Origin of the sequence: Acidiphilium acidophilum (assembly GCF_033842475.1) — a bacterium.
GTDB lineage: Bacteria > Pseudomonadota > Alphaproteobacteria > Acetobacterales > Acetobacteraceae > Acidiphilium > Acidiphilium acidophilum.
Genome location: NZ_JAWXYB010000018.1, coordinates 625,761 through 639,577 on the forward strand (window position 1 = coordinate 625,761; position 13,817 = coordinate 639,577).

Annotated in this window: 15 protein-coding genes; 7 read left to right on the top strand and 8 right to left on the bottom strand. The window is 65.9% G+C overall.

The window, feature by feature from the left end:
• Nucleotides 1–68 precede the first annotated feature (68 nt).
• Nucleotides 69–737, top strand: a complete 669-nt coding sequence (locus SIL87_RS05585) for an RluA family pseudouridine synthase (protein ID WP_319613212.1) — start codon at nucleotides 69–71, stop codon at nucleotides 735–737.
• Here the strand turns inward: SIL87_RS05585 and SIL87_RS05590 are convergent.
• The 3 genes from SIL87_RS05590 to SIL87_RS05600 are packed head-to-tail and all read right to left on the bottom strand — an operon-like array spanning nucleotide 702 to nucleotide 4,347.
• Nucleotides 702–2,081, bottom strand: a complete 1,380-nt coding sequence (locus tag SIL87_RS05590; protein ID WP_319613213.1) for an alpha,alpha-trehalose-phosphate synthase (UDP-forming) — start codon at nucleotides 2,079–2,081, stop codon at nucleotides 702–704. The genes SIL87_RS05585 and SIL87_RS05590 overlap by 36 nt on opposite strands.
• Complete coding sequence (gene otsB, locus SIL87_RS05595; RefSeq protein ID WP_319613214.1) at nucleotides 2,078–2,839, bottom strand: trehalose-phosphatase; 762 nt, start codon at nucleotides 2,837–2,839, stop codon at nucleotides 2,078–2,080. The genes SIL87_RS05590 and otsB overlap by 4 nt, the downstream gene beginning before the upstream one ends.
• A complete protein-coding gene (locus tag SIL87_RS05600) occupies nucleotides 2,836–4,347 on the bottom strand; it encodes an ArnT family glycosyltransferase (RefSeq protein ID WP_319613215.1) in 1,512 nt (503 codons plus the stop codon). Before SIL87_RS05600 ends, otsB begins: the two co-directional genes overlap by 4 nt.
• Before the next feature lie 180 nt (nucleotides 4,348–4,527).
• On the opposite strand from SIL87_RS05600, the gene SIL87_RS05605 reads away from it, so the two are divergent.
• Genes SIL87_RS05605 through SIL87_RS05620 form a run of 4 tightly spaced genes read left to right on the top strand, consistent with a single transcriptional unit; the run spans nucleotide 4,528 to nucleotide 7,134 of the window.
• Entirely contained in the window at nucleotides 4,528–5,694 is a 1,167-nt protein-coding gene (locus tag SIL87_RS05605) for an outer membrane protein assembly factor BamB family protein (RefSeq protein ID WP_319613216.1), read from the top strand.
• Between the two features lie 26 nt (nucleotides 5,695–5,720).
• Nucleotides 5,721–6,173, top strand: a complete 453-nt coding sequence (locus tag SIL87_RS05610; protein WP_319613217.1) for a copper chaperone PCu(A)C — start codon at nucleotides 5,721–5,723, stop codon at nucleotides 6,171–6,173.
• Entirely contained in the window at nucleotides 6,170–6,511 is a 342-nt protein-coding gene (locus SIL87_RS05615) for a c-type cytochrome (protein WP_319613218.1), read from the top strand. Before SIL87_RS05610 ends, SIL87_RS05615 begins: the two co-directional genes overlap by 4 nt.
• Nucleotides 6,508–7,134 (top strand): SCO family protein, encoded by a 627-nt coding sequence (locus SIL87_RS05620; RefSeq protein ID WP_319613219.1) that lies wholly within the window; start codon nucleotides 6,508–6,510, stop codon nucleotides 7,132–7,134. Before SIL87_RS05615 ends, SIL87_RS05620 begins: the two co-directional genes overlap by 4 nt.
• Before the next feature lie 57 nt (nucleotides 7,135–7,191).
• On the opposite strand, the gene SIL87_RS05625 is transcribed toward SIL87_RS05620, so the two are convergent.
• Genes SIL87_RS05625 through gatC form a run of 4 tightly spaced genes read right to left on the bottom strand, consistent with a single transcriptional unit; the run spans nucleotide 7,192 to nucleotide 11,052 of the window.
• Entirely contained in the window at nucleotides 7,192–7,821 is a 630-nt protein-coding gene (locus tag SIL87_RS05625) for an SCO family protein (protein WP_319613220.1), read from the bottom strand.
• 5 nt (nucleotides 7,822–7,826) lie between these two features.
• Complete coding sequence (gatB, locus tag SIL87_RS05630) at nucleotides 7,827–9,290, bottom strand: Asp-tRNA(Asn)/Glu-tRNA(Gln) amidotransferase subunit GatB (protein WP_319613221.1); 1,464 nt, start codon at nucleotides 9,288–9,290, stop codon at nucleotides 7,827–7,829.
• The gene (gene gatA / locus SIL87_RS05635; protein ID WP_319613222.1) at nucleotides 9,287–10,768 is read right to left on the bottom strand and encodes an Asp-tRNA(Asn)/Glu-tRNA(Gln) amidotransferase subunit GatA; all 1,482 of its coding nucleotides are present in this window, start codon (nucleotides 10,766–10,768) and stop codon (nucleotides 9,287–9,289) included. Before gatA ends, gatB begins: the two co-directional genes overlap by 4 nt.
• Nucleotides 10,765–11,052 (bottom strand): Asp-tRNA(Asn)/Glu-tRNA(Gln) amidotransferase subunit GatC, encoded by a 288-nt coding sequence (gene gatC, locus SIL87_RS05640; RefSeq protein ID WP_319613223.1) that lies wholly within the window; start codon nucleotides 11,050–11,052, stop codon nucleotides 10,765–10,767. Before gatC ends, gatA begins: the two co-directional genes overlap by 4 nt.
• 45 nt (nucleotides 11,053–11,097) lie before the next feature.
• On the opposite strand from gatC, the gene ruvX reads away from it, so the two are divergent.
• Complete coding sequence (ruvX, locus tag SIL87_RS05645; RefSeq protein WP_319613224.1) at nucleotides 11,098–11,565, top strand: Holliday junction resolvase RuvX; 468 nt, start codon at nucleotides 11,098–11,100, stop codon at nucleotides 11,563–11,565.
• Nucleotides 11,562–11,891: a YnfA family protein gene (locus tag SIL87_RS05650; protein ID WP_319613225.1), complete on the top strand. Its 330-nt coding sequence runs from the start codon at nucleotides 11,562–11,564 to the stop codon at nucleotides 11,889–11,891. The genes ruvX and SIL87_RS05650 overlap by 4 nt, the downstream gene beginning before the upstream one ends.
• Here the strand turns inward: SIL87_RS05650 and SIL87_RS05655 are convergent.
• Nucleotides 11,875–13,815, bottom strand: coding sequence for a hypothetical protein (locus SIL87_RS05655; protein ID WP_319613226.1), 1,941 nt, complete (start codon nucleotides 13,813–13,815; stop codon nucleotides 11,875–11,877). The genes SIL87_RS05650 and SIL87_RS05655 overlap by 17 nt on opposite strands.
• Nucleotides 13,816–13,817: the final 2 nt, after the last annotated feature.

Genomic DNA, 13,817 nt, shown 5'->3' on the forward strand with positions numbered 1-13,817 from the left:
AAACCCCCTGCGGCCCAACTGCAAAAAGTTTTTTGCTTCTTTTTTACAAAAAAGAAGCGCTTTCTGTCTTGCCCCTCGCCACCATGATCCCCCCCATCCTCTACCAGTCGACCCACCTCCTGATCATCGACAAACCGGCGGGCCTCGCCTGTCATGCCGGGCCGCGCGGGGGTTCCAGTGTCGAGGATTTCTTTCCGCAATGGCGGCGCGGGCATGACGGGCCGTGGCTCGCGCATCGGCTCGATGCCGATACGGCGGGATGCCTCGCCATCGCGCGGCGCAAGACGACGCTGATTGCCTTGCAGAAGGCGTTCGCGGCCCACGCGGTGCGCAAGATCTATTGGGCGGTGGTGCAGGGCGTGCCGAAGGCTTCGGGGGGAACGATCGCGGTGCCGTTGCGCAAGCAGACCGACCCGACCGGCTGGCGCATGGTCGGCGGGCCGGGCGGGCAACCGGCGGTGACCGACTGGCGGGTGATTGCGGCGGCGCAGGGGCGGGCGGTGCTGGAATTATCGCCCCGGACCGGGCGAACCCATCAGCTGCGGGTGCATTGTGCTGGGATGGGGCATCCGATCATCGGCGATCCGGTCTATGGCAAGGCGGGGAGGGGGCTGTGTCTGCTGGCGCGGCGGCTGATGCTGCCGCTTGACCCGCTCGTGACGGCGGTTGCGGCGGTGCCCGATCATATGCGGGCCGCGCTGTCAGGCGTCGATTTCGATCGCCTTGAGCCGGGCTAGAAAGTCGCGGCAGAACGAGGCGGCGGTGGTGCGGCGCACTTTGCCGAGCAGGGCGGTATGCCGCGCCTTGCGTTCCTCAAGCGGCATGACCAGCCCGGCATGCATGGCATCGGCCACCGCATCGGCATCGTAGGGGTTGACGATCAGTGCCTCGGTGAGTTCCTCGGCGGCTCCGGCGAAACGCGAGAGCACCAGCACGCCGGGATCGGCGGCGTCCTGGGCCGCGATGAATTCCTTGGCGACCAGGTTCATCCCGTCGCGCAGCGGCGTGACCAGAGCGATGCGGGCGAGGCGGTAGAACCCCGCGATGGTGCTGCGATTGACCGTGCGGGTCATGTAGCGCAGCGGCGTCCAGTCGAAATCGGAATAGGCGCCGTTGATGTCACCGGCCTTGCGGTCGAGTTCGCGCCGGAGTGACTGGTAACGATCGACATCCTCGCGCGAGCGGGCGGCGATCTGGAGCAGGCTGATCCGGCGCAGATGTTCGGGGTAACGGTGCAGCAACTGGCCGAAGGCATCGAAGCGTTGCGGCAGGCCCTTGGTATAGTCGAGCCGATCGACCCCGATGATCAGGGCGCGGCCGACCAGGCTTTCGATCAGCCGCTTGGTCTCGGCCATGCCGGCGGCACGTCGCGCGGTGCGGGTGAACCCGTCGGCGTCGATCCCGATCGGGGTGACGGTGGTTTCGGTGCGATGGCCGTTATGGATGAAGCTGTGGTCGGGTTCGGGCCGCACGCCCATGCAGGAGGCGGCGGATTCGAGGAAGTTCATCCGGTCGCCATGGGTCTGGAACCCGATCAGGTCGGCGGCGGCGAGGGCGCGCACCAGAACCGCAGCCGAGGGCAGCACATGCAGCACGGCGGGCGGCACGAACGGGACGTGCAGGAAAAATCCGATCCGGTTGGTCACCCCGCGCCGGCGGAGCGCCTCGGGCAGAGTGAGCAACTGGTAGTCGTGGATCCAGATGATGTCATCCGGCCGCAGGAGGGGTTTCAGGCGGTCGGCGAACGCCTCGTTGACCGTGAGGTAGCCTTCGTAATCATCGCGTTTGAAATCCAGCAGGCCGGTGCGGTAGTGCAGCAGCGGCCAGAGCGCGCCGTTGGAAAACCCGACATAATAGCGCCGGTAATCCGCCTCGCTCAGATCGATCGTGGCGTAGGTCAGGCCGCCATGTTCGGCGATTGTCGCGGTCTCGGAGGTCGCCGTCGCACGCTTGCCGGACCAGCCGAACCAGAGGGAACCCGGCGTCATCGCCTCGGCGAGCGCCACTGCGAGACCACCGGCTTTCGCGCCGCGCTCGGTCGGCAGGGACACGCGGTTCGAAACGATGACGAGGCGGCTCATCGCAGCACCCCCTTCACCGCACGGGCGAGCCACGCGCGGACCGATGCGGTGGTGCCGTCGAAATCGCGATGGACGTGCAATCCGAACCCGCCGCGTGCGTTGGCCGCGTCGATGGCGGCTTCGTCGGTCGTATCGTCGCCCACGAACACCGGCACGCGGCCCCTGAACGGGGCCTGCTGCATGAACCAGTCGAGCGCCCGACCCTTGCCGGCGCCGACCGGGCGGATTTCCCACGCCATGTTCGCCGGCAGGATTTCGATATCGGGCTCGCCCTCGATGAAATGCTCGATCAGCATGCGCAACGCGGGGCCCTGTTCCGGCGCACGGCGAAAATGGGCGACCAGCGTGTAGGTTTTTTCCTCGATCGCCACGCCCGGCATGCGAACGGCGGCGTCGTGCAGCGCCGCGCGCCACTCGGGGCGGTTGGCCGAAATCGTGATCGGGCGGTGGATCACGCCCGCCGCGTCCCGGCACAGAAATCCGTGCTCGGCTCCCGCCGGAAGAATGGTTCCGGTCACGCCGTCGATATCCGCCATGGTCCGGCCCGACAAAATCGCCATGGCGCCCTCGCGTTGCGCCGCCAGATCCGCGAGCAGGGCGGGCAGGCCGGGCGGCACGATCACCTCGGCGGGAGTCGGCGCGAAGTCGAGCAGGGTGCCGTCCATATCGAGGAACAGCGCGTGGTCGGGTGCAAGATCGGGTAACATATCGTAATAGATGGGCAGGACGAATGCCCGATCAAGCGAAACGTCGATCACCCCTCCGGTGTCGGCCAGGATTGCAGATCGTGCCCCAGCAGCATCGGAATCTGCAGCAGGACGCGGCCATGATGGGTGATATCGATCGGTTTCGCGACCGTGATGGTACGGAAACGGGGGGCGTAGCGCTTCATGATATCCGCCTCGTCACCCGGCATCGCGGCAATCAGGATATCGTCCCCGATCAGCGATTGCGGCGGGGTGGTGATGCCGAATTCATGCTTGTCGCCCTCGAATACGGTCACCGGCACATCGGGGCCGAGCGCATAGGCGATCTTGCCGGCATCGAACCAGCGCAGCGCCGCCACCGCCATGTCCGGCTTCGCCAGATCGCCGCGCCGGATCAGCGCGGTGCGGAAGCTCCGCCAGTCGATCACCTGCAACTCCGGCGAGTGTCCGAGCCCGAACAGCCGGTTGAAACCGGGCACGATACCGAAGTTCAACTCCGCGCCGATGAAGATCACCGAAGCGGTCAGCACTGCCGCCGTGGCCCACACCACCATGGCAAGGCGTCGCCGCGCCCGCTCCGTCGCGCGCGATGCCCAGTCCCCCAGAGCGGGGAACAGCATCAGGTAACCCGGCGCGGCCCAGTGAAACAGGATCTTGCGCGAGGACCAGAACGCGATCGCGGAGAACAGCACGATCGGGATGACCGCAAGCCAGGACAGAAACCGGGCCCGGCGCTCCGCATGGCGCCGGAACCCGCCGATCAGCAGGGCGATCATCGGCACGAAAATCCAGGGGGCGATGAACACCGCCTCGCCCAGCCAGACGATGAAGGGCCGCAGCGGGTGGATGCCGAACCCGGTGGCCCGCGCCCCCTGATAGCCGAACGAGGCCCAGTGGTTCAGCGCATTCCAGATCAGCACCGGCGAAAAGACCACGAGCGCGATGAGGCAGGCGACCCAGGGACCGGCGCTGGCGAGCGCGCGGCGGCCCCGCGCATCGAAGATCAGGAATGCGAGCGCACCGAGCAGGTTCAATACCGCATTGTATTTAGAATCCATCGCGAGACCCGCGAGCAAACCCGCGAGCGGCCAGAATTCCGGTTCGGGTTCGGCGTCATGGTCCGGTCGGGCCACGCCCACGGCGCGCGCCAGCGCCCAGGCGGCGGCGACCAGAAAGAAATCCAGCGGCCCGTCCGGCAACACCCAGGTGCCGAACGCGATGGCGAAGACCGGCGAGATGTTCAACGCCGCCACTGCCCACACCGCCGCACGGGCCCCGAACAGGCGGTTGGTCAGCCCATACATCAGCGCGCCGGTTCCCGCGAACAGCAGCACGAACGGCAACCGCACGATGAAGGGTGAGTGCAGCCCGGTCAGTCGCTGGATCGTGAGTTCCATGAACCACGAGATCGGCGGATGGTCGAAATATGACAGCTGATAGGTATGTGCCGCCGAGACCATGTAGCTTTCGTCGATGCCGAGCCCCATCGCGGCGGCGAACAGCAATCGGATCAGCAGGGCGGCAAGGATGATGATCGTGGCTTGGGTCGCTGGCTTCATGGCTGAGCGGCATGGGCGAGGGACCGCCGCGGGTCAAGCCGGTATCCTTGACACATGGTAAGGTTTAACCGATGGAAAATGAAGGCATCGCGCGGTGCCGCCGCACCTATTCCGGAACCCTTCGCAAGGAACGATCCGATGTCCAGCCCACGATTACCCGGCTTACGATGGATTTACGCTTTGGCTGGCCTGAGCCTGATACCGTGCGTGGCACTGGCCTCGACGGTGCCCAATGTCATGTGGTCAGCCGATCTCGCCAAGCCGGTCTATGCGACGCCCCGGATCGGTGGCGGACAAATCTACGTGACGAGCACGCAGAGTACCGGCCCCAACGTGTTCGCGCTCGATGCGAAATCCGGTCACATCATATGGCGGTACGCAACCAGCGGCGCCATCACGATTTCACCCACCGTGGGTCAGACGCAGGTGTTCGTCGCGTCCGATATCGGCGATACCCATTTCATGCGGGCGCTCGATGCCAGAACCGGGGCGCTGGTCTGGCAATATACCCGCAACAAGCCGCCCGAATGCATGTGCAGCCATGACGCGCATGTCGGCGACGGGCTGGTTTTCGCGCAGACCGACGGGCACAGCCTGTATGCCTTCGCGCCGGTCGGCGCCATGCCGTCCCGCCGGATCTGGCAGTTCAAGGGGGATGGTGCGCGCCTCACCTCGCCCGTGACCACGGCGGGGCTGGTCGTGTTCGGCTCGGCCAATCACGATCTGTACGCGCTCGATGCGAAAACCGGTGCCCCGCGCTGGACCGCACACACCGGATACGCGTTCGTCAGCGCGCCGGTCGTGGGTGATGGCCTGGTGATCGCCGGCAATCGGGGCGGCACCGTGCATGCCTATGACGCGGCAACCGGGAAACCCGCCTGGAGTTTTGCCACCAGTGGCGCGATCGATCATCCGGTCGTGATCGATCGTGGCCGGGTCTATGCCGTTTCCAACGACCGCATACTCTATGCGCTCGATCTCAAGACCGGTCATGTCCTGTGGCAGCACGTCATGGCCGATTATGCCACCGCCGCACCGCTGGTGCACGGCAAAGCGGTGATCGTGGCGGATCGAGCCGGCGAGTTGCTCGCCGTGAACGCGGCGACCGGCAAAAGGATCTGGCATGCCCCGTTGGGTGGCACGCCGTTCTCCCGCCCGATGCCGTGGCGTAACGATATCGTGCTGAAAATCGGCGATCATGCCGTGGCCGCCTACGCGGCATCGACCGGCACGCTCAAATGGCATTATACCAGCCGATCGGTGGTCACCGATCCGGTCGTCGGCACCGGCACATCGGGCGGCGTGATTCTGGCGACCAGCAACGGGCATGTGCTGGCGTTGCAATGAGGGAGCGATTTCGTGGTGGAAATGGAATGACGCGTTGTTTCGCCCGCCGTGCCGGGCTCATCGGTGTGGGTCTGCTGGCACCGTGCCTCGCTCTGGCGGCGCCGGGCCCGATCACGGCGAGCACCGGATGGTTTCGCTACCTGTTGCCGCAGATCCCGGCGGGTGGCTTCGTGATCCTGCACAATGAAGGGGCGAAATCTGTGGTGCTCGACGCGGTGCAGACCCCGGCCTGCGGTATGGCGATGCTGCACAAGAGCGTGAACCGCAGTGGTGTCGACCGGATGGTGATGGTAGATCACGTCACGATACCGGCGCACGGATCGTTCAGCTTCTCCCCGGGCGCCTACCATATCATGTGCATGCAACCGAAGATGAAGCCCGGTGAGACCGTGACCGTCACCCTCTCGTTCCAGAATGCGCCCGCCCTCGCTGTTCCGTTCAAGGTTTACGGTGCGGACGGCAAACCGGCCGGTCGATGATCCGCGCGATCCTGCTGGCGGGCACCGCGCTCGTGATCTGTGCCGCCGCCCCGAACCCCGGATCGCCATCAGGGGCCACCATCGTCGCTCAGGGCACGGCCAATGGCGTTCTTCCCTGCATGGCCTGTCACGGTCCTGACCTTGCCGGCAATCGGTCGATCGGCGCGCCCCGCATCGCCGGACTGCCGGTGGCGACGACACTGGCCGCCTTTCACGCGATCGCGGCGGGCCGGATGGGGGATAACTACGTCATGAAAAATATCGCCCACGCCCTGACCGGTCCGGAACGCGCGGCTGTCGCTGCCTATCTGGCCACCTTGCCTGCGGGCACGCCATGACCAACCGCCGTCGCCTGCTCGCGGGCGTTGCCGGTGGCGGCAGTCTGGCGCTGCTCGCCGCCTGTCACCAGAAATGGAAACTCGACCCGCAGGATATCGATATGCGCGGGCATCTGCCCGACCTCGCCTTCACCATGACCGATGCCGAAACCGGCAAAACCGTCACGGCGGCGGATTATCGCGGCAAGATCGTAATGCTCTATTTCGGCTACACCAATTGCCCCGATGTATGCCCGCTGACCCTGTACGAGATGACCAAGATCCTGAAATCGCTGGGCGCGAAAGCCGGGGATGTCCGGTTCCTGTTCGTCACGGTCGATCCGCTGCGCGATACGCTGCCGGTCCTCGCGAAATATATCGGCCTCTATCACACGCCGGAATTCGTCGGCCTGCGCGGCACACACGCGGAACTACAGGCACTGGCCTCGCGATACCACGCCGGGTTCTCGGTGCATCCCTCGTCGAACCCGGCGAATTATACCGTCACCCACACCGCCGCCGCCTATGTGTTCAACCGGCACGGCAAGGCGGAGTTCATCTGCGCCGGACTGTCCGCGAAAGCGCCGGATATCGCCGGGATTACCCGGGATTTGCGCCATCTGGTCGAGACGGATCGGGTTTGAAGTCAGGAAGGGCTTCTTTTTTGTAAAAAAGAAGCAAAAACTTGCTGTCGCTGAAGATCAGCCGAGGCGCGCCAGCCATGTCAGCAGCCCGCGCTTCTGGGGTGTGGTGCCGAGCTTGGCGAGATCGCTGGTGAGCGCAGCATAATCCGGGTGCTGGTTCAGCCCGAGATCGGGGATGATGAAGCGCGCATTGCCGTGCGGTCCGAAAACATAGATCAACGCCGAATGCACGACCTGATATTTTTCCGGGTCCGGCGAGGGATGCACGGATGCCACCACACGATAACGCCGTGTCAGTTGATAGACCTGATTGGCACTGCCGCGCAGCCCGACGAAATGCGGGTCGAACAGAGCGAGATATTTTTTCAGCACCGGCAAGGTGTCGCGCGCGGGGTCGACCGTGACGAACAGGAACACCGTATTCGCCGCAGCCGCACCGAGTTTCAGATAGATCTGGTGAAGTTTGTAGAGCGTATCGGGGCAGACATCCGGACAGTTGGTGTAGCCGAAATACAGCATCACCACCTTGCCGTGGAAATCGGCCGCGGTGACGGTCTTGCCGGTGCTCGCATCCTTCATCGTGAAAGCCAGCGGCGGCACCAGACCGGTCACCCGCACCACCGGTTGCGCGGCCGATGCCGCAAACGGTGTCAGCAGGATCGCCGCCAGCAGAAAACGCCGCAGCATGGAAATCATGAGGACGGCGCGCCGATCTTGGCCTTCAACGCCTCGTTCACTAACGCCGGGTTGCCCTTGCCCGCCATCGCCTTCATCACCTGCCCCACGAAAAACCCGAACAGTTTATCCTTGCCCGATCGGTATTCCGCAAGCTTGTCGGGATTGGCGGCGAGTACCGCATCGATTGCCGCATCGATCGCTCCGGTATCGGTCACCTGGCGCAAGCCGCGCGCCTCGACGATGGCTGCCGGTTCCTCGCCGGTCTCGACCATGAGTTCGAGCACGTCCTTGGCGATCTTGCCGTTGATCGTGCCGTCCTTGATCAGATCGAGCAGCGCGCCGAGATTGGCCGCACTCACCGGACTGTTCTCGATGCTGCGTCCGGTCCGGTTGAGGGCCGCGAAAAAATCCCCCAGCATCCAGTTCGCGACCTGCTTGGCATCGCGGCCCTTGGCGACGGTTTCGAAGAAATCGGCGGTGACCTGTTCCATCACGAAAATCGCGGATTCGTAGCGCGAAATTCCGTAATCCTGCATCAACCGGGCGCGCTTCGCATCCGGCAGTTCGGGCAGCCGGGTTTTCAGCGTCGCGACCCATGCCTCGTCGAGCACCAGCGGCAATAAATCCGGCTCGGGGAAATACCGGTAGTCATGGGCATCTTCCTTGCTGCGCATCGAGCGGGTTTCGCCGCGCGCCGGATCGAACAGCCGGGTTTCCTGCATAACCTCGCCGCCCGACTCCCAGATTTCCACCTGCCGCCGCGCCTCGGCCTCGATCGCCTGCATCACGAAGCGGATCGAATTGACGTTCTTGATCTCGCAGCGCGTGCGGAAGGCCTCACCCGCCTTGCGCACCGAGACATTGACGTCGGCGCGCATCGAACCTTCATCCATGTTGCCATCGCAGGTGCCAAGATAGCGCAGGATCGTCCGCAACTTGCGGATATACGCGCCCGCTTCCTCCGGTGTGCGCATGTCCGGCTCGCTCACGATCTCCATCAGCGCGACGCCCGAGCGGTTGAGGTCGATCAGCGATTTGCTCGCGTGCTGATCGTGCATGCTCTTGCCGGCATCCTGCTCCAGATGCAGCCGGGTGATGCCGATCGAGCGGGTTTCGCCCGATTCCAGCTCGATATCGATTGTGCCCATGCCGACGATGGGGTGCTCATACTGGCTGATCTGATAGCCCTGCGGCAGATCGGCATAGAAGTAGTTCTTGCGGTCGAACCGCGAGACCAGATTGATCTGCGCGTTCAACCCCAGCCCGGTCCGCACCGCCTGGGCCACGCATTCGCGGTTGATCACCGGCAGCATGCCGGGAAATCCGGCATCGACGAAACTGACCTGGGTGTTCGGCGCGCTGCCGAAATCGGTCGCCGCCCCGCTGAACAGTTTCGAGTTGGAAATCACCTGGGCGTGGACTTCGAGCCCGATCACCAACTCCCACGGCCCGGTCGCCCCCTCGATCGTGTAGCTCATGACGCCGCTCCCGCCCGCACCAAAGGCCGCGCGGTGAACCCAGCGGCGCGTTCCAGCGCGGCGGCTACCGCAAAGACGGTTTCCTCGTCGAAGTGTCGCCCGATCACCTGCAGCCCGAGCGGCAGACCCCGCGCATCAAGCCCCGCCGGGACCGACATGGCGGGAACCCCGGCGAGGTTCGAGGGCACGGTGAACACGTCGTTGAGATACATCGTTACCGGATCGTCCATTTTCTCGCCGATCGCAAACGCCGCCGAGGGCGCGGTCGGCGTCAGGATCGCATCGACCGTCGCGAACGCCTCATCGAAATCGCGCAGCATCAGGGCACGGACTTTCTGCGCCCGCAGATAATAGGCGTCGTAATATCCCGCCGAGAGGACGTAGGTGCCGATCATGATTCGCCGCTTGACCTCGGCCCCGAACCCGGCGGCGCGGGTGCGTTCATAAAGGTCGATCAGATCCTCGCCCTCCACCCGCGCGCCGAACCGCACACCGTCATAGCGCGCAAGGTTCGAGGACGCCTCGGCCGGTGCCACGATGTAATAGACCGGCAGGCCGTATCTTGTGTGCGGCAGCGATACATCGACGATTTCGGCCCCCTGTTGCCGGAGCCAGTCGATGCCCGCCTGCCAGAGGTTTTCGATCTCCGGTGCCATGCCCTCGACCCGGTATTCGCTCGGAATTCCGATCCGCAACCCTTTGACCCCGCGCGCGCAGGCCGCCCGGAAATCCGGTACCGGGCGATCGGCAGAGGTGCTGTCGCGCTCGTCGAACCCGCTCATCGCACCGAGCATGATCGCGCAATCCTCGACCGTGCGCGCCATCGGCCCCGCCTGATCGAGCGAGGAGGCGAACGCGACGATGCCGAAGCGCGAACACCGGCCATAGGTCGGCTTGATCCCGGCAATGCCGGTGAACGCCGCCGGCTGGCGGATCGAGCCGCCGGTATCGGTCCCGGTCGCGCCCATCGCCATCCGCGCCGCCACCGCCGCCGCTGAACCGCCGGAGGAGCCGCCGGGGACGAGTTTCGCCCCATCCGCGCGCTGCCAGGGGTTTTCCACCGCGCCATAGGCCGAGGTGATGTTCGATGAGCCCATGGCGAACTCGTCGAGATTGGCCTTGCCGAGCATCACCGCGCCCGCCGCCTTCAATTTCGCCGAAACCGTGCTCTCGTAGGGCGGCACGAACGGGCCCAGAATGTTCGATCCCGCCGTGGTCCGCACGCCCTCGGTGCAGAACAGATCCTTCATCGCGATCGGGATTCCCGACAGGGCAGGGGCATCGCCCGCCGCCCGCGCGGCATCGGCCTCCCGCGCCTGCGCGCGTGCCGCATCCGGCGTCATCGTGATGAATGCGTTGAGCCGGGGATTGAGCGCCTCGACCGCGCCGATATGCGCCTCGGTCAGCTCGACCGCCGAAATTTTCCGTGCCGCCAGCGCATCGAGCGCGTCGGCGATGCTCAGATCCAGCATGCTCATTCCACCACCTTCGGGACCGCAAAGAAATTGCCGATCCGGTCCGGCGCGTTGGCCAGGATTTTTTCGGGATAGTTCCCGTCGGTCACCGCGTCCTCGCGCAGCCGCATCGCCATCTGCGCGCCGCCCGACAGCGGCTGCACGCCATCGACATTCACCTCGGATAATTGCTCGACATAACCGAGTATCGCATTGAGTTCGCCTTCGAGGCGCGGCACCTCCTCGTCATCGAGGCGGATACGGGCGAGTTTCGCGATACGGCGAACCGTCGCGGGGTCGAGCGACATGGGCATCCCTTGGGTTTCTGTGCGGTCTGGATCATAAACGCGACCATGACACTGTTCAACCTGACCGACCTGGTGGCAGCAATGCCGCGCAACGCCCGCCTGATCGGGCTCGATCCCGGCTCCCGCATCGTCGGCATCGCCCTCTCCGACGTCAGCCGCCGCCTCGCGTCGCCCTACGGCGCCATGAAGCGCGGCAAACTCGCCGAAATGGCGCAGACCCTCCGCGAGATCGCGGCCAAGGAGGGTGCCACCGCGCTGGTGATCGGCCTGCCGTTGTCGATGGACGGCACACTCGGCCCCGCCGCCCAGGCCGCGCGCGACTGGGCCCACGCGATCACCTTCGCAACCGGCCTGCCCGCCGCGATGATGGACGAACGCCTGTCCTCGGCGGCGGTCAACCGCGCGATGATCGAAGCCGATGTCTCACGCGGCAAGCGCGCCGCCCGGGTCGATGCCGCCGCCGCCTCCTACATGCTGCAGGCCGCGCTCGACATCATCACGAATGCCGGATGAGGCTTGCCGTCATCCTGCTGCTGCTCGCGGTCGCAGCCACGCTTGAGGTCACCGGCGATGCGCTGATGCGCAACGGGTTGCACGCGTCGGGACCGGCGCGGCTCTGGTGGCTGATCGGAGGCACCCTCGTGCTCGCCATCTACGGCATCGTGGTCAATCTCGCCCCGTGGGATTTCGGGCGGGTGCTCGGCGTCTATGTCGTGCTGTTCTTCATCGTCGCCCAGCTGGTCAACCGGTTCGGCTACGGCATCCGCCCCGATTTGCCGCTGATGATCGGCGGCGGCCTGATTTGCGCCGGCGGTCTGGTGATCACGCTGTGGCGCTGATCCGCCGATGCACCCTGTTGATCGCGCGCACGGCGAAGCGCGAGCCGGGGTCGAGCCGTGCCATGAACCCGGCGGGCCAGAAGGCGGTGCGCGCCGCCCGCGCCGCCGCGAGCGGCAGGCGCGAGGATGGCGGCACGATCGGCCGGTAGGAGGAAACGCCGAACCCCTCGGCATGCGGCACCAACGCAAAGTGCGCCGCATCGTGCCGGTCAGGGTTTTCGAGCAGGGCGCTCAACCGGGACAAGGCGATACCCCGCAGCATCGCAACGTGCTCGGGGCGGAGATACGGTCGCATCGCGCGCGCGACATCGATCACCGCCTCATGGATCAGTGCGGCGATCGCAAGGCGCGGCGCTTCCTCCGCCTGCTCGATCCGCACAGGAAAGGCCACGCCATCGCGGCAGGCGATGTGGCTGATCCCGGATTCCGGGGCCGAGAACAGTAATTCGAGCACCTCGTAGGACCGGCCGACCGTCGCCGCCACCGCCGCTGCCGGGGCTCCGTCGGTGAACAGAAACCCTTCGGCGGCCAAACCCTTCACCCGCGCCGAGCTGGTGCCGAGATACACCCCTGCCATATCCGGCGCCTGCCCCCGCGCCGCCGCGCCCAAGCGCAGCAAAGCGCGTTGCAGCGAGCCGTGCCAGCCGAGATCGACCACCAGCGATTTCACGTCGAACAGCCCGAGCGCATCGAGATGCACCAGCAGATCCCGTCGCTCGATCGCCGCGCGCGCCGCGATCGCGCCGGACAGATCGGCGAAGACCGCCCGCAACGCCGCGCGTGGCCCGGCCCCGGTCACTCTGGTCGCCTCATTCACCCCCTGCCGCCGCAGCGCTGCAGCGACTTCGTCGGCCCCCGGGTCGAGATCGGCGCGCCGCAGATAATCCGCCACCCTGAGTTCGCTGACGCCCGAGGTCAGAAAATCCAGATCCGCCGCCTCCAGCGTCGTGATCGATGCGAGGTTGAGGCAGCGCCGGGACGACCAGACATAGGATGATTCCGGCATATCCGCGCCGCGCCACGCCGCCTCGTAGGCCTTCTGAAACACCATCCCGTCGCGCGCCAGAAAAAACACGCGGCGGTGTTCGGCCCGCGCTTTGGCATGGATCATCCCGGCCATCCCGATCGCGGCGGGGGCCACGACCAGATAGGCAAGGGTCAGCCAGTACGGATCGCCCCGATCGGCGGCCAGTGCACGGCGCAGCAACCCATGCGGCAGGTCGGCCACAGCGTCGCCGGTCGGCGGATAGCGGGTTGCGGCCCCGCGCCGATCGGGCGGGGTCAGCAGAAACGGCGTGACGCCGTGCCGCCGCGCCATGGTGCCGTCCGCGACCGGATGATCGCCGCAATGAACGATCCGCGCCTCCCGGTCCAATCCGAAATCCGTGCGGATCGCGGGCCACACCGTCCCGCCTGCCTTGGTGAGGCCGGTGTCGCTCGACAGATACAGCCGCCGATGCCCGACCACTCCCGCCCGTTCGAGCATCGCCTCGATCGCCGCGCGCGGCAGATACATATCCGACACGATCACAACGCGCCGTCCCGCCGCAACCACGGCGCGAAACACCTCGGCGACCAGCGGGTCCGCCGCCACACCCTCGATCTCCAGCGCGACCTCCCGCGCCATCGCCGCATCGGGGTCGAACCCCGGCGGGGCCTCGCGCCGCATGACGTCGTAGATCGCGGCAAGGGTGATCTCCCGCCCACCCGCCTGCCGCCGCACCGATGCCTCGGCGGCACCGCGCGCCGCCGCAAACCAACGATCCGCAGGCGGCGTCATCGAGGCTGCCACCAGCGCGAACAGATCCTCCGGCCGCCACACCGCCCGCTGCACCAGCGTGTCGAACAGATCGAAGCTGACGAGGTCCGCCGTCATCGCCGCCATCCTGAACGCGTCCAGCGGCGCGCGATCATGTTCGATCATTT

Bases quoted from the DNA above. Each gene is read 5' to 3' on its own strand.
- SIL87_RS05625 (WP_319613220.1), bottom strand. From the start codon at position 7,821: ATGCTGCGGCGTTTTCTGCTGGCGGCGATCCTGCTGACACCGTTTGCG.
- SIL87_RS05590 (WP_319613213.1), bottom strand. From the start codon at position 2,081: ATGAGCCGCCTCGTCATCGTTTCGAACCGCGTGTCCCTGCCGACCGAG.
- SIL87_RS05610 (WP_319613217.1), top strand. From the start codon at position 5,721: ATGACGCGTTGTTTCGCCCGCCGTGCCGGGCTCATCGGTGTGGGTCTG.
- SIL87_RS05620 (WP_319613219.1), top strand. From the start codon at position 6,508: ATGACCAACCGCCGTCGCCTGCTCGCGGGCGTTGCCGGTGGCGGCAGT.
- ruvX (WP_319613224.1), top strand. From the start codon at position 11,098: ATGACACTGTTCAACCTGACCGACCTGGTGGCAGCAATGCCGCGCAAC.
- gatC (WP_319613223.1), bottom strand. From the start codon at position 11,052: ATGTCGCTCGACCCCGCGACGGTTCGCCGTATCGCGAAACTCGCCCGT.
- gatB (WP_319613221.1), bottom strand. From the start codon at position 9,290: ATGAGCTACACGATCGAGGGGGCGACCGGGCCGTGGGAGTTGGTGATC.
- SIL87_RS05615 (WP_319613218.1), top strand. From the start codon at position 6,170: ATGATCCGCGCGATCCTGCTGGCGGGCACCGCGCTCGTGATCTGTGCC.
- SIL87_RS05650 (WP_319613225.1), top strand. From the start codon at position 11,562: ATGAGGCTTGCCGTCATCCTGCTGCTGCTCGCGGTCGCAGCCACGCTT.
- SIL87_RS05655 (WP_319613226.1), bottom strand. From the start codon at position 13,815: ATGATCGAACATGATCGCGCGCCGCTGGACGCGTTCAGGATGGCGGCG.
- SIL87_RS05600 (WP_319613215.1), bottom strand. From the start codon at position 4,347: ATGAAGCCAGCGACCCAAGCCACGATCATCATCCTTGCCGCCCTGCTG.
- gatA (WP_319613222.1), bottom strand. From the start codon at position 10,768: ATGAGCATGCTGGATCTGAGCATCGCCGACGCGCTCGATGCGCTGGCG.